Below are 17,778 nucleotides of genomic sequence, written 5' to 3'. Positions count from 1 at the left end.
TCCACGGGAAACCACTGCACATCACCGGGGGAAACTACCGCATCTGCGGAGGACAGGAGGCAGCTCACTGCGGCCGTTGCTGCCGGATGCAGAGAGCCAACATGGAAAAATCAGGCAAAACTTGCAAAGGAGATTCCATTATGAAAATTGCAGTTGCCTATGAAAACGGTCAAATCTTTCAGCATTTCGGTCACACCGAGCAGTTCAAGCTTTATGAAGCTGTGGACGGCAAAATCACTCATGCGAAAGTCGTTGACACCAACGGCAGTGGTCACGGCGCACTGGCAGGCTTCCTAATGCAGCACGGTGTGGACACTTTGGTTTGCGGAGGCATCGGCGGCGGTGCGCAGGCAGCACTCGCCGAAGCGGGCATCAAGCTCTACGGCGGTGTCAGCGGGGACGCTGACGCGGCGGTGAGCGCATTGCTCAACGGAAGTTTGGGCTACGATCCCAACGTTCACTGTGACCACCATGACCATGAGCACGGCGAGGCTGGTCACTCCTGCGGTGACCACGGCTGCGGCAAGCATAGCTGCCATTGATATGGAACGCACACTGACACAACTTCCGTTCTGGTCATCCTTGACCGAACGCGAAATGGACACACTACGCCGAAGTGCCTTTGTCCGTCATTATAAAAAAGGTGCGTTCGTTCACAGCAGCGACAATGAATGTCTCGGAATGCTGTTTATTCTTTCCGGCGAGATCCGCACCTATCTTCTCTCTGATGAGGGGCGGGAGGTAACGCTGTTCCGCCTGTATCCGGGCGAACTATGCGTGCTTTCCGCCTCCTGCGTGATCAGCCAGATCACCTTTGATACGCAAATGACTGCCGGAATGGATACGGACGTTCTGATTATCCCTGCAAATGTCATTGCTGCACTCAAGGAGAAAAATCTCCATGTCCGCTGTTTTCTCTATGAACTGGCAACGAAACGGTTTTCTGATGTGATGTGGGCAATGCAGCAGATCATGTTCAAGGGGCTGGATCAGCGGCTGGCAGAATTTCTCTTTGCCGAAGCGGAACGTACCGGCTCCGACACGATACGTATGACCCATGAGCAGATCGCCCAGCACATCAGCTCGGCACGGGAGGCAGTGGCGCGGATGCTCAAAAGCTTCTCGGAGGACGGACTGGTGGAGCTGAAGCGTGGTGCAATCACGCTGCGGGATAAGAACAGACTAAATCATCTAAAATAAAAAGGAATGTGACTTCGTCACAGAATAAAATCATAGATTTGCTACAATAAAAGCAGAAAAGCAGGAAGGAGTATCCACCATGAAAGAAACGAAATACGCAGGAACTCAAACCGAAAAAAACCTGATGGCTGCCTTTGCCGGTGAGTCCGAGGCACGTAACAAGTACACCTATTTTGCATCCAAGGCCAAGAAGGAAGGCTTTGAGCAGATCGCGGCACTGTTCCTCAAAACCGCTGATAATGAGAAGGAACACGCTAAGCTGTGGTTCAAAGAACTGAACGGCATTGGCGACACCGCAGAAAACCTTCTCTCCGCCGCTGAGGGTGAGAACTACGAGTGGACGGATATGTACGATGGCTTTGCCAAAACTGCCGATGAGGAAGGCTTTCATGAGCTGGCCCAGCGTTTCCGCCTGGTAGCCGCCATTGAAAAGCACCATGAGGAGCGCTACCGTGCCCTGTTGCACAATGTGGAGATGGCAGAGGTCTTTGCCAAGAGTGAGGTCAAGGTATGGGAGTGCCGCAACTGCGGTCACATTGTGGTCGGTGAGAAAGCTCCGGAGGTTTGCCCCACCTGCAACCATCCCCAGAGCTATTTTGAAATTCACGCAGAAAACTATTAAAGAAAGAAAAGGAGAATTATCATGGAGCAGAAGTTTTACATTTGCAAGCATTGCGGTAACATCATTGCCAAAGTTAAGGACGTAGGCGTCCCTGTCGTCTGCTGCGGCGAGCCGATGAGCGAGATCGTTCCCGGCACCACCGATGCCGCCGTGGAGAAGCACGTTCCTGTCTGGACGGTGGAAAACGGCATCGTCCATGTCAAGGTCGGCTCCGTAGAGCACCCCATGCTGCCGGAGCACTACATCGAATGGGTATCTCTCCAGACCAAGCAGGGCAATCAGCGTAAGGAACTGCATCCCGGTGAAAAGCCGGAGGTCTGCTTCGCTCTCTGCGAGGGCGATGAGGTCGAGGCGGTCTACGCCTACTGCAACCTCCACAGTCTGTGGAAAGCGTAATTCACCTTCTTAAAATCCGGTGCTCCAAAAGCACCGGATTTTTTTTATCAATGTAACCTCGTCACAGAAAAGGACTTTGTCCTGCGGTATGATAAAGCCACAATCAAGAAAGAGCTGGCGAACATGAAAATCAATCTCAATTCCGATCAGGAGATTGTCAGCACCATCAGAAAAGGACTCAAGCGCACCGGCGGGTACTGCCCCTGCCGCAGGGAGCGCACAGAGGCAACCAAATGTATGTGCCAGGAGTTTAAGAATCCAATTGCAGATCCGCGCTTCGAGGGGGGTCTGCCACTGTATGCTCTATTACAAATCCTTGTAGGATTAAGGGAGGAAAGCTATGCTGTCAAAGAAACTGGCTGCCATAGATAAGACGCGGTGTGTCGCCTGTGGTGTGTGTGAAAATACCTGTCCACTGGGGGCCGTCAAGGTGCGCCGTGGCTGCTACGCCGCCGTGGAGGCGGAACGCTGCGTAGGCTGCGGCAAGTGCGCAAAGCTCTGTCCCGTCGGCTGCATTGAGGTGAAAGTGAGGGCTGACGCATGAAAGCAAAGCATTGGTACGATTACCTGTGGGTATATGCCATCATCTATTTTGCACTGGGCTTTTTCAATATCCTGTTCGCGTGGCTGGGTATGATCGATTTTCTTCTGCCGCTGCTTTTAGCCATCTTTGGCGGGAACAAATTCTTTTGCAACCACCTCTGCGGACGGGGTCAACTGTTCAGCAAGCTGGGGACAGACCTTAAATGCTCCCGCTGCAAGCCCACGCCCCGCTGGATGTCCTCCAAGTGGTTCCGTTATGCCTTTTTGCTCTTTTTCCTGACGATGTTCGGCAACATGGTGTTCCAGACCTATCTGGTCGCTTCTGGTGCTACGTCCCTGCGGGAGGCCATTAAGCTGTTCTGGACATTCCGTGTGCCATGGGGCTGGACTTATACAGCCGGTACAGTCGCTGATTGGATGGCGCAGTTCAGCTTTGGCTTTTATAGCCTCATGCTGACCTCTCTGCTGCTGGGTCTGATCGTTATGGTGCTCTACAAGCCCCGCACATGGTGTGCGTTTTGTCCGATGGGAACCATGACGCAGGGTATTTGCAAGCTGAAAAACAAAGAATAAACAAAGATAACAGAACGGAGCCTTTCTCATGGCTGAACTGAAAATTACTGCTGCGAATTTTGAAAATGAGGTACTGCATTCCGACAAGCCCGTCCTGATGGATTTCTATGCGGACTGGTGCGGACCGTGCAAAATGCTCTCTCCCGTACTGCATGAGCTTGCCGAAGAAAAAAGCGGTACGCTCAAGGTGGGCAAGGTCAATGTGGACGAGCAAATGGAGCTGGCGATGCGTTTTCAGGTATCCAGCATCCCGATGCTGGTCGTATTCAAGGATGGAAAGGCCATTACCAAATCGGTCGGCTATCGGCCTAAGTCGGAGATTGCCGCAATGGTGGAGGGCGCAAGATGAAAGTTGTGATCGTAGGCGGTGTGGCGGGCGGTGCTTCTGCCGCTGCCCGCATCCGCCGTTTGGATGAACACGCCCAGATCATCATGATCGAGCGCAGCGGCTATGTGTCCTATGCCAACTGCGGTCTGCCGTATTATGTGGGCGGTGTGATCAAGGAGCAAGAAGAACTGACACTGCAAACTCCGGAGAGCTTCTGGGACCGCTTTCGCATTGATGTGCGGGTACGGCAGGAAGTAACTGCAATCAATCCCACAGAGAAAACCGTCACCGTTCACGCATTGGATAGTGGAAAGGTCTACACGGAAACCTATGACAAGCTGCTCCTCGCACCCGGCGCAAAGCCGACGGTTCCTGCGCTTTCCGGCGTCAGCAGTGAGCGTGTTTTCACGCTGCGCACCGTGGAGGATACCCTCCGCATTAGGCACTTTGTAGAGGATCAGAAGCCGAAAAACGCTGTTTTGGCTGGCGGCGGCTTTATCGGTCTGGAAATGGCGGAAAACCTTACAGAAATGGGCGTTTCTGTCACCATCGTTCAGCGACTCAATCAGCTATTAGCACCACTGGATGCGGACATGGCGAGCTTTGTCCATGCGGAAATGCGCAGACACGGCGTGACTCTGCGGTTGGGTGAAACCGTCACCGGATTCCGGCAGGACGGAGATTCCGTGCTGACGCTGCTGGAGGAAAGTGAGCCGCTGCGCTCCGACATGGTGCTGCTGGCCATCGGCGTCACGCCGGACACCCATCTGGCAAAAGAGGCCGGACTTGAGCTGGGCATCCGGGGCAGCATCGCTGTCAACGAGCGGATGGAAACCTCCGTGCCGGACATCTATGCTGTGGGCGATGCCGTAGAGGTCACCCATTTTGTAACCGGGCAGAAAGCGTTGATTTCGCTGGCGGGACCCGCCAACAAGCAGGGACGCATTGCCGCTGACAATATCTGTGGCGGCAATAGCCACTTTCACGGCTCTCAGGGCTCGTCTGTTCTGAAACTGTTCGGCTTGACAGCGGCCTCTACGGGGATCAATGAAAAAGCGGCGCAGGCAGCAGAGATCGCTTACGACAAAGTCGTGCTTTTCCCGGCATCCCACGCTGCCTATTACCCCGGCGCACAGTCTATGGCAATGAAGGTACTGTATGAAAAGGAAAGCCTGCGGCTGCTGGGTGCGCAGATCGTTGGCGGCGAGGGCGTGGACAAGCGTATTGATGTACTGGCAACGGCCATTCGCGCAAAAATGAAAGCTTTGGAACTGACGGAACTTGACCTTTCCTATGCGCCGCCCTATTCCTCTGCCAAGGATCCGGTCAATATGGCCGGTTTTATGATCGAGGATTTGGAGAGCGGGAAAGTGCAGCAGTTCCATTGGAATGATGTTGAGGACTTGCCCTGCGATGGCAGTGCGACGCTGCTGGACGTCCGTACGGAAGGCGAATATCGGCGTGGGCACTTGAATGGATTCCGCAATATTCCACTGGACGATCTGCGGGAGCACTTGGACGAGTTAGAAAGGGACAAGCCTATCTATGTGAATTGCCAGACTGGGCTTCGCAGTTATCTGGCCTGTCGGCTTTTGACGCAGTATGGTTTCAGCTGTTCCCATCTCTCCGGCGGATACAGTTTTTATCAGGTCGTAACACAAGAGCAGCAGACAGCGCGGAGCGCCTATCCCTGCGGAATGGAGAAACTATGAGTGAAAATTTATTTGGCTTGACGGTTGCGGCAGATAAAGGCTTAGATGATCTGCAGTGCCAGCGCCTTTTAAGCGAAAATCGCAGGTATCAGGAAGTCATGCTGCAATACCGATGTGCGCTGAAAGCACTGGAAAGCAGGTTGGAAATTCTAAACGAAGAGTTTTCATTGCAGCATGATCGCAATCCGATAGAAAGTATGAAAAGTCGCTTGAAGTCGCCGTCCAGCATTATGAATAAGATGCAGAAGCGCGGACTTTCTCTGGATTTTCCGACCATGCAGGCAAATATCATGGATATTGCCGGTGTGCGGGTGATCTGCTCTTTCGAGGAGGATGTGTTCTTTTTGGCAAAGTGCTTAAAAGATCAGTCTGACATTGAAATCATCACGGAGAAAGATTATATTTCACACCCTAAGCCAAATGGCTATCGCAGTCTGCACCTGACGATCCGGCTGCCGGTATTCTTTGCGGAAAAAGAGATCCATGTGCCAGTGGAGATACAACTCCGTACAATCGCCATGGACTTCTGGGCAAGCCTTGAGCATACCATCCGCTATAAGAAAAATCTGCCGATAAATGCTGAAATCGAAACTGAACTGAAAGAGTGCGCCGATTCCAGCAGAGAGTGGGATGGTAAAATGGAGCATCTGCTGCACATCCTAACTTAATATGCACTGAATAAAAGAAAAAGCCTTATATTTCAATCCATAGAGGCCAATCTGTGGTATAATTGGAGCAAGAGAACTGGCAAAAATCCAGCAAAAACCTTGTACCTGGAGGGCAGCTATGTATCGTTACAGCAATGGCCAGATCAGTTTGGCGGATTAATCGAGTATCCAATGCAGCAGGAGACCATCCTCCGGAAATGTGAGGCAGTGCTGGATCTATCGTCCGTGTATGAGAAAATGGTGCAGTTGTGCAGCAAAGAAGATAGTCGTCCGCCCCTCGCCCCAGCGTTCATCGTAAAGTACCTGCTGGTGAGTTTCCTGTACAGCAAACCATCGAACCGGCAGATCGGGCAGCGCACCCCTTCACCTCAAAGCTAACAAAGCTGATGAACTGCACGCTGCCACCAGCCTTCAGTACCTCCATCACAACTGCGACGTGGACGTTCAGTGCCGCCTCCCTGTCCTTTCTTCGTCAGGCCAGGCTTTTTTCGCAATAGTGGAGACGAATTCGTTCTTGCTGTTTTTCGTTTGAAAAGAGCCTTATGACCTGGGCGCTCTCCGGTCGTGGGTGGCGTAGTAGGCTCGCTTATTTTCGTACATGCAATAGTCGGCCTTGTCCAGCAGCGTTCGCATGATGCAACCTTCATAATCGGCGGAGATCGCCCAACCGTAGGCGTAGCTGAGAGGAAGCTGATTGCCGTCACGGTTTGCAGCGTCGGCTTCCCTGCGCAGACTGTCCAGTATGCCCTCCACCTCCTGCCGGTCCGTATGGTAAATGACCGCCATAAATTCGTCGCCGCCGTATCTGCCCACGAAATGCTTTTCCGGGATCACCCTGCGTAAAAGCCGGGCAAAGCTCAGGATCAGTTGGTCACCCGCCGAATGACCCCTCGTATCGTTGACGGTTTTCAGATTGTTCAGGTCAAATATGACGCAGGCCGTAGGCTCCCGGAGAATTTCCCTGTTGTTGAGAAGCTCCTCGCAGGAGCCTTTGTTGGGCAGGCCGGTATGGATGTCGATGTATGCCTTCTGCTCCAGCAGTTGGTTTTTCCGGGCCATTTTCAGTGCCATGGCGGTCTGGAGCATGATCAGGATCACCAGGCACAGCATATCCAGTGCCGAGAGGATCTCAATAGTGCGGATCTTCATGGCGATCTTTTCTGAATAGTGTTCCGCGGCAGACACCGTTTCGTCCGCCATTTCAAAATAGGTCTCGCTCATGGCAACGATTTGGGTGTTCTCATATCCACGCTGTCTGGCCGCCGCGACCTCCGCCTTGAGCCGCTCCCAGTAGGCATGCTGGATGTCCAGCCTTTCCTGATAGGCCGCGTCCTTGAGCTTTACCAATTCGTAGTGCCCATCCCCGGATGTCAGATCGCTTAAAATATCGTCTAAATACGCGATCAGCTCATCGTTTCGGGTGCCTGTGATCTCCAGCTTTACCGCCCGCTGCGTGTCTCCGCGCACCAGCCCGGCATAATTGATGACGCGGGCCGTGCCCTTCAGGTTGCCGATCTCGACCATCATCAGAGCGACAAGGATCACCAAAATCAGCACAAGGCAGCTTTGCAGGATGCTGATGAGATTTTTGCGATCTATTTTTACATTTCCTTTTATCATAACGACCTCGATCACGGAACGACCATGATATTCTTTATTGCGAATCAGTCTTGATGAATACTTTACTCTGTAACGCACATCATGTCAATAACAATGGAAATTTTTCTACTGTCTCCCAAGAATGATCGGCATGAATAAAATGAAAAGCACGCACTTTATTGCTTGTTTCGGTTGGATGGCTTAGGCTTGTCAGGGATCGCCTCATCCGCCTTGGATGGGCGACCCCTGCGAGCCCCAACCAATTTCTCCGCTTTCTGGTTTTCAGGCATAGTCTTTTCTGCTTTCGGCGGACTGCCACGGCACAGCTTTTTCGGCTTCTATAATTGTAAGGGACATGGCTTTTCGCTGAATGGAAAGCGAAGCTGACCCGGGCTGGGGCGGTCTGTAACAAAGCGATATTTTTTTTTGAAACTATCTTGACAAAATTTATCAAGATTGATATTATGGTATTAACAAGCAAGCGAAAAGAGGATGTGGAGCATGATCATCACCAAAGAGACGGACTACGCGCTGCGCATTTTGCGGGTGCTGATGGACGGGGAGAAGCATTCGGTGGCCGAGATGTCGGAAACGGAATTGATCCCCAATCAGTTTGCCTACCAGATTCTGCGCAAGCTCTCCGCCGGCAATTTGGTGCGGGTGAGCCGCGGCGCTCTCGGCGGCTGCGAGCTGTCCTGCGATCTGGACGCGACCTCCCTCTACGATCTCATGGGGGTCGTGGGGGAGCGGGGCATCCTGTGCGCCTGCATGGAGCCGGGATATGAATGCCGCTGGCATGACAAGCATGGGCGGTGCGCCATCCACTGTCAGCTGGCGGCTTTGCAGCAAAAGCAGGACGAGGCGTTCCGTGCCGTGAGCCTGCGCAGGCTGCTGACCGGCGGATCCGATCCCCAAGATACAAGCAAGCTGTAAAATTTTAAAAGGAGGTACCCGTATGCTGTTTCAAACCACGTCGGCGCACGAAGAGCTGCGCGCGAAGATCCGGAGTTTTGCGGAGGAGGAGATCAAGCCACTCGCATTTTTAATGGATCAGAACAATGAGTTTCCCGAGGAGGCTGTCAAGAAGCTGGGTAAGCTGGGCTGGATGGGCATTCCCTACCCCAAGGAGTACGGCGGTGCCGGTCTTGATGCTCTGAGCTACGCCATCGCGGTGGAGGAGCTGGCCCGTGTGGACGGCGGCACGGGCGTAATCCTCTCCGCCCACGTCTCCCTCGGCTCATGGCCCATTTTCGCCTATGGCACCGAGGAGCAGAAGAAGAAATATCTGGTTCCGCTGGCCAAGGGCGAGAAGATCGGCGCCTTCGGCCTTACGGAGACCAACGCCGGATCCGACGCCGGCGGCACGGAGACCACAGCGCTGGATAAGGGGGACTACTACCTCCTCAACGGCGGCAAGATCTTCATTACCAACGCCCCTAAGGCGGACACCTATGTGGTTTTCGCCGTCACCACGCCGGACATCGGCACCCGGGGCATCTCCGCTTTCATCGTGGAGAAGGGCTGGAAGGGCTTTGAGTTCGGCGACCACTATGACAAGATGGGTATTCGCTCCTCCTCCACGGCGGAGCTGATCTTCAACGACGTGAAGGTTCCCAAGGAAAACCTATTGGGCAAGGAGGGCGAGGGCTTCAAGATTGCCATGTCCACGCTGGACGGCGGACGCATCGGCATCGCCGCGCAGGCGCTGGGCATCGCCCAGGGCGCGTTTGAGCACGCGTTGAGCTATTCCAAGGAGCGCGTCCAGTTCGGCAAGCCCATCGCGGCCCAGCAGAGCATCGCCTTCAAGCTGGCGGATATGGCAACCAAGCTGCGCTGCGCCCGGTTCCTCATCTACTCCGCGGCGGAGCTGAAGGAGCAGCACGCGCCTTACGGCATGGAGTCCGCCATGGCGAAGATGTACGCCTCGGACATCGCGCTGGAGGTCACCAACGATGCCTTGCAGATCCACGGCGGCAGCGGCTACCTCAAGGGCATGGAGGTGGAACGGGCCTACCGCGACGCCAAGATCACCACCCTCTACGAGGGCACTAACGAGATCCAGCGGGTGGTCATCGCCTCTCATCTGTTGGGCAGGCTGGGCAAGAGCTCCGGCGGCGAGAGCCGTTCGGCGGCCAAGAAACCCGCGCCCATCACCGGCATTCGCAAAAAGACCATCTTCCGGGAGGGGGATGCTGCCCAGCAGGTGGCCGACCTTGTGGCGGCGCTGAAGAAGGATGGTCACGACTTCTCCGTGGGCATCCCTATGGATACGCCCATCCCGCAGGCGGAGCGGGTGGTCTCCGCGGGCAAGGGCATCGGGGAGAAAAAGAACATGAAACTGGTAGAGTCGCTGGCCAAGGCCGCCGGCGCAGCCATCGGTTCTTCCCGCCCTGTGGCGGAGACTCTCAAATATCTGCCGCTGAACCGCTATGTGGGTATGTCCGGTCAGAAGTTCACCGGCAATCTGTACATCGCCTGCGGCATCTCCGGCGCATCCCAGCACCTTAAGGGCATCAAGGACGCCTCCACCATCGTGGCCATCAATAAGAACGGTAACGCGCCGATCTTCAAGAACTGCGACTACGGCATCGTGGGCGATGTGGAGGAGATCCTGCCCCTGCTCACTGCCGCGCTGGATAGCGGCGAAAAGCTGCCCGCGCCGCCCATGGTAAAGATGAAGCGGCCCACGCCGCCGAAGCCCGCCCCCATCGGCGACCGCTACGTCTGCAGCGGCTGCGGCTACGAGTATGTGCCGGAGTTGGGCGACGAGGACGGCGAGATCGCGCCCGGTACGCTCTTTGAGCAGCTTCCCGCCGAGTGGGTGTGTCCCGAGTGCGCGGAGACGAAGGATCAATTTGTAAAGGCTTGAGGCCGTGAAGGAGGCAAGATAAGATGTATTGCGTGCGTAAAGTAACGAACGACCTCTACTGGGTGGGCGCCAACGACCATCGCCTGGCCCTGTTTGAAAACTGCTTTCCCATTCCCCGGGGCGTAAGCTACAACGCCTACTGCCTGCTGGATGAAAAGACGGTGCTCTTTGACACGGTGGACTGGTCTGCCTGCCGCCAGCTTTTGGAAAATCTGGCGTATGTGCTGGATGGCCGCGAGCTGGACTACCTGCTGGTCAACCATCTGGAGCCGGATCACGCCGCCTGCATCGAGGAGATCCTGCTGCGCCATCCCAAGGTGAAATTGATCTCCAACGAGAAGGCATTCATGCTCATGCGGCAGTTCGGCTTCCATGTGGACGGACATGAGTGCATCGAGGTGAAGGAGGGCGACACCTTCTCCTTCGGCAAGCACACCGTCACCTTTGTGGGCGCGCCTATGGTTCACTGGCCGGAGGCCATGGTGACCCTCGACGTCACCGACGGCGTCCTCTTTTCCGCCGACGCCTTCGGCACCTTCGGCGCGCTGGACGGCAAGCTGTTCGCCGACGAGGTGGACTTCGAGCGGGACTGGCTGGACGACGCCCGCCGCTACCTCACCAACATCGTGGGCAAGTACGGCCCCCACATCCAGCTCCTGCTGAAAAAGGCCGGCGGCGTTTTGGATCAGATCAAGTACATCTGCCCGCTCCACGGCCCCGTGTGGCGCAAGGATCTGGGCTGGTTCATCGAAAAGTACGACACATGGAGCCGCTATGCCCCTGAAACCCAGGGTGTGCTCATCGTCTACGCCTCTATGTATGGCAACACGGAGAACGCGGCGCAGGCGCTGGCGACCTCGCTCTGCGATAAGGGCATGAGCAAGGTGGCGATGTACGATGTGTCCTCCACTCATGTCTCCCAGCTGATCTCCGAGGCGTTTAAGTACAGTCACATTGTCCTGGCCTCTGTGACCTACAACCTCGGCATCTACCCCGCCATGCATGACTTCCTCATGGATATGAAGGCACTGAATCTGCAAAACCGCACCTTTGCCATCATTGAAAACGGCTCATGGGCGGTGAAGTCCGGTGACCTCATGCAGAAATTCGTCAACAATGAGCTTAAGAACATGACGGTGCTCAACGAGCGGCTCAGTCTCGCCTCGTCCATGGGCACGGACAAGCGCACTGAGTTGGAAGCACTGGCGGACGCCATTCTGGAATCTATGAAGTAACTGGCAAGGAAAGCCAAAACCAAGACAACAGACAACAAACAGCCCCGCCGCGTCGGCTGCAGAAAAACCGGCTTTCAAAAACAGAGCGGGCAAGCGTGATACTGCGCTTGCCCGCTCTTTGCCCAAAAGGACATGAGAAGTGACCGGAGAAGATGAGAGGATCGAAATGGAGATCAGAAAACGAAACGGGGAGTCTGTTCCCTTTCAACAGGAGAAAATATTCAACGCCATGAAAAAGGCGTTTGACGGACAGGGCAAGGAGATCGGGAGCAGAGAGATGGATGAGATCCTCGCCACTGTTCTCAACAATCTCTCCGTCACAGTGCCGCTCACCGTAGAACGTGTGCAGGACGAGGTGGAGCGAACGCTCATGGAGCGCGGACACTATGAGGTGGCCAAGGCGTACATCCTCTACCGCGAAAAGCGGTCTGCGCTGCGCCGTGTCCGGCAGACCATCGCGCGGACGGTGGGGGATGACTCGCTTGACGAGGTGCTGCGCCGCATCCAGATGGATTTTACTGAGGAAGTCTACTCCCTCACGGCGCTTCAAATGAAGTTTGAGAGTTTCTGTCGCCTGGGCATGACGGAGGATGAGCGGGCTGAGGCACTGACCAAGGCGGCGGTAGAGCTGACTACGGCAGAGGCACCCAAGTGGGAGTTCATCGCGGCGCGGCTTCTGAACCACTCCTTTCGCTGTCGCAACGCACAGGAATGGGAGGGGCGTGGCGTCGGCGACCTCTATGGCAAGCTTCGCTATCTGACGGATAAGGGACTCTACGGTGACTATATCCTTGCCCACTATACCCACGAGGAGATTGCCATGGCGGAGGACTTTCTCTGCCCGGAACGGGACGAGCTGTTCACCTATTCCGGCCTTGACCTGCTGCTCAAACGCTATGTGATCCAGTCACGCAGCCGCGTGCCGCTGGAAACACCGCAGGAGATGTTTTTGGGTATCGCGCTGCATCTTGCTATGAACGAAGGCTCTGACCGCATGGGGTGGGTAAAACGCTTTTACGATATGCTCAGCCGTATGGAGGTCACAATGGCGACACCTACCATGTCCAACGCACGAAAGCCCTACCATCAGCTTTCAAGCTGCTTTGTGGACACTGTGCCGGACAGTCTGGACGGCATCTACCGCTCGCTGGACAACTTCGCAAAGGTCTCTAAATTCGGCGGTGGAATGGGGATGTACTTCGGTAAGGTGCGCGCTGCAGGCAGCACCATCCGCGGCTTTCAAGGGGCGGCGGGCGGTGTTATCCGCTGGATCCGGCTGGTCAACGACACCGCCGTGGCGGTGGATCAGTTGGGGATGCGGCAGGGCGCTGTGGCGGTTTACTTAGACGCATGGCACCGGGACCTGCCGGAATTCCTTCAACTGCGCACCAACAACGGCGACGACCGCATGAAGGCACATGATGTGTTTCCCGCCGTGTGCTATCCGGATCTCTTCTGGCGACTGGCGGAGGAGAACATAGACGCGCCGTGGCATCTCATGTGTCCGCATGAGATCCTCACGGTCAAGGGCTACGCACTGGAGGATTACTGGGGTACAGAATGGGAGAAGCGGTATCTGGACTGCGTCAATGACCCGCGCATCGAAAAGCGCAGCGTCACCGTCAAGGACATCGTGCGGCTGGTGCTTCGATCGGCAGTGGAGACCGGCACGCCCTTCGCTTTCAATCGCGACAGTGTAAATCATATGAACCCAAACGGCCACACGGGAATGATCTATTGCTCCAATCTCTGTACGGAGATCGCGCAGAACATGGCGCCCATCGAGCACATCAGCACTGAGGTGCACACGGAGAACGGCGACACAATAGTGGTGACGGCCACACGCCCAGGTGAGTTTGTGGTCTGCAACCTGGCGAGTCTGTCTCTCGGTAATCTGCCGGTGGAGGACGAGGCCTATATGGAACGCACGGTGGAAACGGCCATCCGCGCACTGGATAATGTGATCGACCTCAACTTCTACCCGTTGGAATACGCGCGGCTTACCAATCAGAAGTACCGCAGCATCGGCCTGGGCGTCAGCGGCTACCACCACATGCTGGCAAAGCGCGGCATCCACTGGGAGAGCGATGAGCACCTTGCCTTCACCGACGCAGTGTTCGAGCTCATCAACTACGCCGCTGTCAAGGCGGACACAGCTCTGGCACGGGAAAAGGGTCGTTACGCGCTCTTTGAGGGCAGCGACTGGCAGACAGGCGCGTATTTTGAAAAGCGGGGTTATACCTCCGAAAAGTGGCGGGCGCTTGCGAAAACGGTGGCGGTGCAGGGAATGCGCAACGCCTATCTGCTGGCGGTCGCACCGACCTCCAGCACATCTATCCTTTCCGGCACGTCGGCGGGCATAGATCCAATTATGAAGAAATTCTTTTTAGAGGAAAAAAAGGGCAGCATGCTGCCCCGCGTTGCTCCGGAGCTTTCTATGGACACATGGTGGTACTATAAGGCAGCGCATCTGATCGACCAAAGCTGGTCGGTACGCGCCGCGGGCCTTCGCCAGAGACATATTGACCAGGCGCAGAGCATGAATCTCTATATCACCAACGACTATTCCATGCGTCAGGTGCTCAGACTGTATTTGGAGGCGTGGAGGGCCGGCGTCAAGACCATTTACTATGTCCGCAGCAAGGCCCTTGAGGTCGAGACCTGCGAAAGCTGCTCGTCATAAGGAGGATAGCATGACGGAACTGAAGAAAAAGCCCCTCTTTAACCCGGAGGGCGCCCCTGATGTGCGCCTGCGGCGCATGATCGGCGGCAATACCACCAACCTCAATGACTTCAACAATATGAAGTACGCTTGGGTCAGTGAATGGTACCGGCAGGCCATGAACAACTTTTGGATCCCTGAGGAGATCAATCTCTCGCAGGATGTGAAGGACTATCCCCGCCTGCTGTCAGCCGAGCGCAGCGCCTACGATAAAATTCTGAGTTTTCTTGTCTTTTTGGATTCCATTCAGACAGCGAACCTGCCTAATATCGGCGCCTACATTACCGCCAACGAGGTCAATCTCTGCCTGTCCATTCAGGCGTTTCAGGAGTGTGTCCACTCACAGAGCTACAGCTATATGCTCGACACCATCTGTTCCCCCGTGGAGCGCAATGACATCCTCTACCAATGGAAAACGGACGAGCATCTGCTGCGCCGCAACACCTTCATTGGGGACTGCTACAACGAGTTCCAGGAGCGGAAGGACGCTCCCACGCTGCTGCGCGTGATGATGGCAAACTATATTTTGGAGGGCATCTATTTTTACAGCGGCTTTATGTTCTTCTACAATCTCTCCCGAAACGGGAAGATGCCCGGCTCGGCGCAGGAGATTCGCTACATAAACCGCGATGAGAACACGCACTTGTGGCTGTTCCGCAATATCATCACGGAGCTGCAAAAGGAGCAGCCGGAGTTGTTCACCGCCGAGAGCATACAAGCGCTGCGCGAGATGATGCGTGAGGGCGTGGAGCAGGAGATCGCATGGGGGCATTATGTAATCGGCGACGACATTCCGGGGCTGAACCGGCAGATGATTAGCGATTATATCCGCTATCTCGGCAACCTCCGCTGGACGAGCCTTGGCTATCCCGCATTGTATCCAGGCTTTGAGAGCGAACCGGAGAGCATGGAATGGGTCAGCCAGTACGCCGACGCCAACATGGTCAAGACCGATTTCTTTGAGGCACGCAGTACCGCCTACGCCAAGAGCACCGCACTGATAGACGATTTATAAGAAAACCAAAGACATCAGAATAGGAGATACTACTATGAATTACAGCGCTATGATTCAAAATCGCAGATCCGTTCACGCATTCCGCGAAAAGGAAGTTCCGAGCGAGGCTATCGGCCAGCTCCGATCCTACTATGAAAAGACCTGCCCCCGTCTTGTCCCGGAGATTGCAACGGAGTTGATCGTCTTGGACAAGGATGCACAGCCGGCGCTGGAGAGCTCAGCGGGCTATAATCAATTTCTCATCGGAGCACCGCACTACCTGCTCCTTATGTCTGCCCCGCATTCCTATGCGGCCATCAACGCCGGCTACATGATGGAAGATCTCGTCCTCAAGCTGACTGAGTTGGACATTGACACCTGCTGGATGACCTTCACCGACAGCGACAAAATCAAAAAGGCACTGTCTCTCGCCACCCCGTTAGAGGTGGCGGCAATCGTTGCCTTTGGCTACGGGGAAAAGACCGCAAAAAAGCTGCGGCTGAATATCCTAAGTATGTCTCAGATCGATGTGCGGGCCGAGCAGCAGTACTACGCGCCCAAAAAGGGCGTGCACGATTTGGTTCACATGGGGAGCTGGAGCAACAAGTCTGGGCTTGACGAGATGATGGACTTCTACGACGATATGCTCTGGCAGTCCATCTACGCCGCTTCGCTCTCCCCCAGCTATCTCAACCGTCAGCCCTATGGCTTCCTTGTGCAGGATCACAGCATCTATTTGGTGCAGCAGGAGGATGCCTACACCGATAATTTGGATGCCGCATTGGATCTCGGTATTGTCATGCTCCACTTCTCCGCCGTCGCCTCCCAGTGGGCGGGGCAGGTACGCTGGGAACTTTCACCTGCTGCGCCCGACGGCCTGCCGGAAGGACTTCGCTCCGCTGCGGTGTACCACATGTAACGACTCTGGGGGAAGTAAGGCAACGGTAAAATGCGCGACCGTCGATCCGCGGTTGAGCGTATGTTTCATTAGAAAAGAAGAACCTATCAGTCAGAGTCTGAGTAAGGAAAATAGGAGGTATATTTTATATGGCTATCCAAACGGTAACAGATGCCATCCGCTATGTAGGGGTGGATGATAACACATTGGCACTCTTTGAAAACCAGTACCCCGTCCAGCCTATGGGAGTGAGCTACAACTCCTATGTCATTCTGGATGAGAAGATCGCCGTGATGGACAGCGTGGACGCACGGGCGACGGAAGAATGGCTTTCCAATGTAGCGCAGGTGTTGGAGGGGCGCAACCCCGACTATCTTGTGGTCACACACATGGAGCCGGATCATTCCGGCAGCCTCATGCGGATAGCTCAAGAGTACCCGGAGATGAAGATCGTGGGAAACGCGAAAACATTTACCCTGATCAAGCAGTTCTTCGGCACAGGTGCGTTGTCGGAAGATCGTATGCTGGAGGTTGGCGAAAGAGATACGCTTTCCTTGGGTTTGCACCGGCTGCGCTTTCTGCTGGCGCCGATGGTACACTGGCCTGAGGTGATGACGGCGTATGAGGAAACGGAGAAAATCCTGTTCTCGGCGGATGCCTTCGGACGCTTTGGCTCACTGGAACGGACTGCCCGTGCCCCCTGGGTGCCGCAGGCCCGACGGTATTATTACAATATTATCGGGAAATATGGCGCACAGGTGCAGGCTCTGCTGAAAAAAATCTCCGCGCTGGAGATCAAAACGATCTGCCCGCTCCATGGTCCCGTGCTTACAGAAGGGCTGGAGGAGTGTCTGCGGCTCTATGATCTCTGGTCACAATGGGAACCAGAAGAATCGGAGAGCATACTGATTGCCCACGCATCCATCCATGGAAATACTGCCCATGCGGCGAAGACCCTCAAGGGTAAATTAGAGAAAAAAGGCGTACAGGTCAACATATGTGATCTCACTGTGACAGATCTTTCCTACGCTGTTGCCAGTGCGTTCTACTGCGGGAAGTTGGTTTTAGCCAGCGCCACCTATGACGGAGGACTGTTTCCGCCCATGAGGGAGTTTTTGGAACATTTACGGACAAAGGGATTCCGAAACCGCCGGGTTGGCCTTATTGAAGACGGCTCTTGGGCACCTGCTGCCGCGCGGCTGATGCGCACCAAATTGGAGGAGATGAAGGATATCCACCTTTACGAAACGGTAGTGTCTCTGCGTGGTGCATTGAACCAAACCAGCGAAGCGCAGATGGACGCTCTGGTGGCTGAGCTCTGCGCAGAATAAGCTGCAACAAACCGCAGCTATTTTCGTACAGATGATGGTCTTACTCATCTGCTTTATGTCCCAAGGGCAGAGTACCGTCATCTCAGGT

17 protein-coding genes are annotated in these 17,778 nt (G+C 55.1%); 16 read left to right on the top strand and 1 reads right to left on the bottom strand.

Translation table 11 applies throughout. From position 1 onward, the window contains the following. The 9 genes from ACT8X9_RS06070 to ACT8X9_RS06030 form a co-directional block, all read left to right on the top strand. Positions 1–542 (top strand): NifB/NifX family molybdenum-iron cluster-binding protein (locus ACT8X9_RS06070; protein ID WP_444268431.1); only part of this gene is annotated, 542 nt, incomplete at its 5' end. 1 nt (position 543) lies between these two features. Beyond that, the gene (locus ACT8X9_RS06065; RefSeq protein WP_444268430.1) at positions 544–1,200 is read left to right on the top strand and encodes a Crp/Fnr family transcriptional regulator; all 657 of its coding nucleotides are present in this window, start codon (positions 544–546) and stop codon (positions 1,198–1,200) included. Positions 1,201–1,279: 79 nt separating this feature from the next. Beyond that, positions 1,280–1,822, top strand: a complete 543-nt coding sequence (gene rbr / locus ACT8X9_RS06060; protein WP_005946411.1) for a rubrerythrin — start codon at positions 1,280–1,282, stop codon at positions 1,820–1,822. Between the two features lie 21 nt (positions 1,823–1,843). Then, positions 1,844–2,218, top strand: coding sequence for a desulfoferrodoxin family protein (locus ACT8X9_RS06055; RefSeq protein WP_005921786.1), 375 nt, complete (start codon positions 1,844–1,846; stop codon positions 2,216–2,218). Positions 2,219–2,558: 340 nt separating this feature from the next. Continuing rightward, positions 2,559–2,762 carry a 4Fe-4S binding protein gene (locus tag ACT8X9_RS06050; protein WP_005946404.1) on the top strand — a complete coding sequence of 68 codons (204 nt, stop codon included), beginning with the start codon at positions 2,559–2,561 and terminating at the stop codon, positions 2,760–2,762. Then, on the top strand, positions 2,759–3,334 hold the full coding sequence (locus ACT8X9_RS06045) for a 4Fe-4S binding protein (protein WP_444268429.1): 576 nt from the start codon (positions 2,759–2,761) through the stop codon (positions 3,332–3,334). The genes ACT8X9_RS06050 and ACT8X9_RS06045 overlap by 4 nt, the downstream gene beginning before the upstream one ends. Positions 3,335–3,362: 28 nt before the next feature. Further along, on the top strand, positions 3,363–3,683 hold the full coding sequence (gene trxA, locus ACT8X9_RS06040; protein ID WP_444268428.1) for a thioredoxin: 321 nt from the start codon (positions 3,363–3,365) through the stop codon (positions 3,681–3,683). After that, positions 3,680–5,374 (top strand): FAD-dependent oxidoreductase, encoded by a 1,695-nt coding sequence (locus ACT8X9_RS06035; RefSeq protein WP_444268427.1) that lies wholly within the window; start codon positions 3,680–3,682, stop codon positions 5,372–5,374. The genes trxA and ACT8X9_RS06035 overlap by 4 nt, the downstream gene beginning before the upstream one ends. After that, positions 5,371–6,042, top strand: a complete 672-nt coding sequence (locus ACT8X9_RS06030; RefSeq protein WP_156066591.1) for a GTP pyrophosphokinase — start codon at positions 5,371–5,373, stop codon at positions 6,040–6,042. Before ACT8X9_RS06035 ends, ACT8X9_RS06030 begins: the two co-directional genes overlap by 4 nt. A gap of 540 nt (positions 6,043–6,582) precedes the next feature. On the opposite strand, the gene ACT8X9_RS06025 is transcribed toward ACT8X9_RS06030, so the two are convergent. Continuing rightward, positions 6,583–7,662, bottom strand: a complete 1,080-nt coding sequence (locus ACT8X9_RS06025; protein ID WP_444268426.1) for a GGDEF domain-containing protein — start codon at positions 7,660–7,662, stop codon at positions 6,583–6,585. Positions 7,663–8,142: 480 nt separating this feature from the next. Here ACT8X9_RS06025 and ACT8X9_RS06020 point away from each other — a divergent pair, with 480 nt between their 5' ends. From ACT8X9_RS06020 to ACT8X9_RS05990, 7 genes are all read left to right on the top strand, one after another. Next, positions 8,143–8,574 carry an RrF2 family transcriptional regulator gene (locus ACT8X9_RS06020; RefSeq protein ID WP_112146299.1) on the top strand — a complete coding sequence of 144 codons (432 nt, stop codon included), beginning with the start codon at positions 8,143–8,145 and terminating at the stop codon, positions 8,572–8,574. A 22-nt stretch (positions 8,575–8,596) separates the two neighbouring features. After that, complete coding sequence (locus tag ACT8X9_RS06015) at positions 8,597–10,510, top strand: acyl-CoA dehydrogenase family protein (protein WP_112146297.1); 1,914 nt, start codon at positions 8,597–8,599, stop codon at positions 10,508–10,510. Positions 10,511–10,533: 23 nt separating this feature from the next. Beyond that, the gene (locus ACT8X9_RS06010; RefSeq protein WP_005946385.1) at positions 10,534–11,745 is read left to right on the top strand and encodes an FprA family A-type flavoprotein; all 1,212 of its coding nucleotides are present in this window, start codon (positions 10,534–10,536) and stop codon (positions 11,743–11,745) included. A gap of 166 nt (positions 11,746–11,911) precedes the next feature. Then, on the top strand, positions 11,912–14,428 hold the full coding sequence (locus ACT8X9_RS06005; protein WP_444268425.1) for a ribonucleoside-diphosphate reductase subunit alpha: 2,517 nt from the start codon (positions 11,912–11,914) through the stop codon (positions 14,426–14,428). A 10-nt stretch (positions 14,429–14,438) separates the two neighbouring features. Next, complete coding sequence (locus tag ACT8X9_RS06000; protein ID WP_444268424.1) at positions 14,439–15,482, top strand: ribonucleotide-diphosphate reductase subunit beta; 1,044 nt, start codon at positions 14,439–14,441, stop codon at positions 15,480–15,482. A gap of 34 nt (positions 15,483–15,516) precedes the next feature. After that, positions 15,517–16,380 (top strand): nitroreductase family protein, encoded by an 864-nt coding sequence (locus tag ACT8X9_RS05995; RefSeq protein WP_117530190.1) that lies wholly within the window; start codon positions 15,517–15,519, stop codon positions 16,378–16,380. A gap of 128 nt (positions 16,381–16,508) precedes the next feature. Next, the gene (locus ACT8X9_RS05990; protein ID WP_444268423.1) at positions 16,509–17,690 is read left to right on the top strand and encodes an FprA family A-type flavoprotein; all 1,182 of its coding nucleotides are present in this window, start codon (positions 16,509–16,511) and stop codon (positions 17,688–17,690) included. Positions 17,691–17,778: the final 88 nt, after the last annotated feature.

The organism is Faecalibacterium sp. (assembly GCF_052358865.1).
GTDB classification, from domain to species: Bacteria; Bacillota; Clostridia; order Oscillospirales; family Ruminococcaceae; genus Faecalibacterium; species Faecalibacterium butyricigenerans.
Note: the sequence above shows the minus strand (reverse complement) of the source record. Positions and strands in the feature narration are given on the sequence as shown.

Coding starts and splice junctions, on each gene's coding strand:
- ACT8X9_RS06065 (WP_444268430.1), top strand. CDS start 544: ATGGAACGCACACTGACACAACTTCCGTTCTGGTCATCCTTGACCGAA.
- rbr (WP_005946411.1), top strand. CDS start 1,280: ATGAAAGAAACGAAATACGCAGGAACTCAAACCGAAAAAAACCTGATG.
- ACT8X9_RS06055 (WP_005921786.1), top strand. CDS start 1,844: ATGGAGCAGAAGTTTTACATTTGCAAGCATTGCGGTAACATCATTGCC.
- ACT8X9_RS06050 (WP_005946404.1), top strand. CDS start 2,559: ATGCTGTCAAAGAAACTGGCTGCCATAGATAAGACGCGGTGTGTCGCC.
- ACT8X9_RS06045 (WP_444268429.1), top strand. CDS start 2,759: ATGAAAGCAAAGCATTGGTACGATTACCTGTGGGTATATGCCATCATC.
- trxA (WP_444268428.1), top strand. CDS start 3,363: ATGGCTGAACTGAAAATTACTGCTGCGAATTTTGAAAATGAGGTACTG.
- ACT8X9_RS06035 (WP_444268427.1), top strand. CDS start 3,680: ATGAAAGTTGTGATCGTAGGCGGTGTGGCGGGCGGTGCTTCTGCCGCT.
- ACT8X9_RS06030 (WP_156066591.1), top strand. CDS start 5,371: ATGAGTGAAAATTTATTTGGCTTGACGGTTGCGGCAGATAAAGGCTTA.
- ACT8X9_RS06025 (WP_444268426.1), bottom strand. CDS start 7,662: ATGATAAAAGGAAATGTAAAAATAGATCGCAAAAATCTCATCAGCATC.
- ACT8X9_RS06020 (WP_112146299.1), top strand. CDS start 8,143: ATGATCATCACCAAAGAGACGGACTACGCGCTGCGCATTTTGCGGGTG.
- ACT8X9_RS06015 (WP_112146297.1), top strand. CDS start 8,597: ATGCTGTTTCAAACCACGTCGGCGCACGAAGAGCTGCGCGCGAAGATC.
- ACT8X9_RS06010 (WP_005946385.1), top strand. CDS start 10,534: ATGTATTGCGTGCGTAAAGTAACGAACGACCTCTACTGGGTGGGCGCC.
- ACT8X9_RS06005 (WP_444268425.1), top strand. CDS start 11,912: ATGGAGATCAGAAAACGAAACGGGGAGTCTGTTCCCTTTCAACAGGAG.
- ACT8X9_RS06000 (WP_444268424.1), top strand. CDS start 14,439: ATGACGGAACTGAAGAAAAAGCCCCTCTTTAACCCGGAGGGCGCCCCT.
- ACT8X9_RS05995 (WP_117530190.1), top strand. CDS start 15,517: ATGAATTACAGCGCTATGATTCAAAATCGCAGATCCGTTCACGCATTC.
- ACT8X9_RS05990 (WP_444268423.1), top strand. CDS start 16,509: ATGGCTATCCAAACGGTAACAGATGCCATCCGCTATGTAGGGGTGGAT.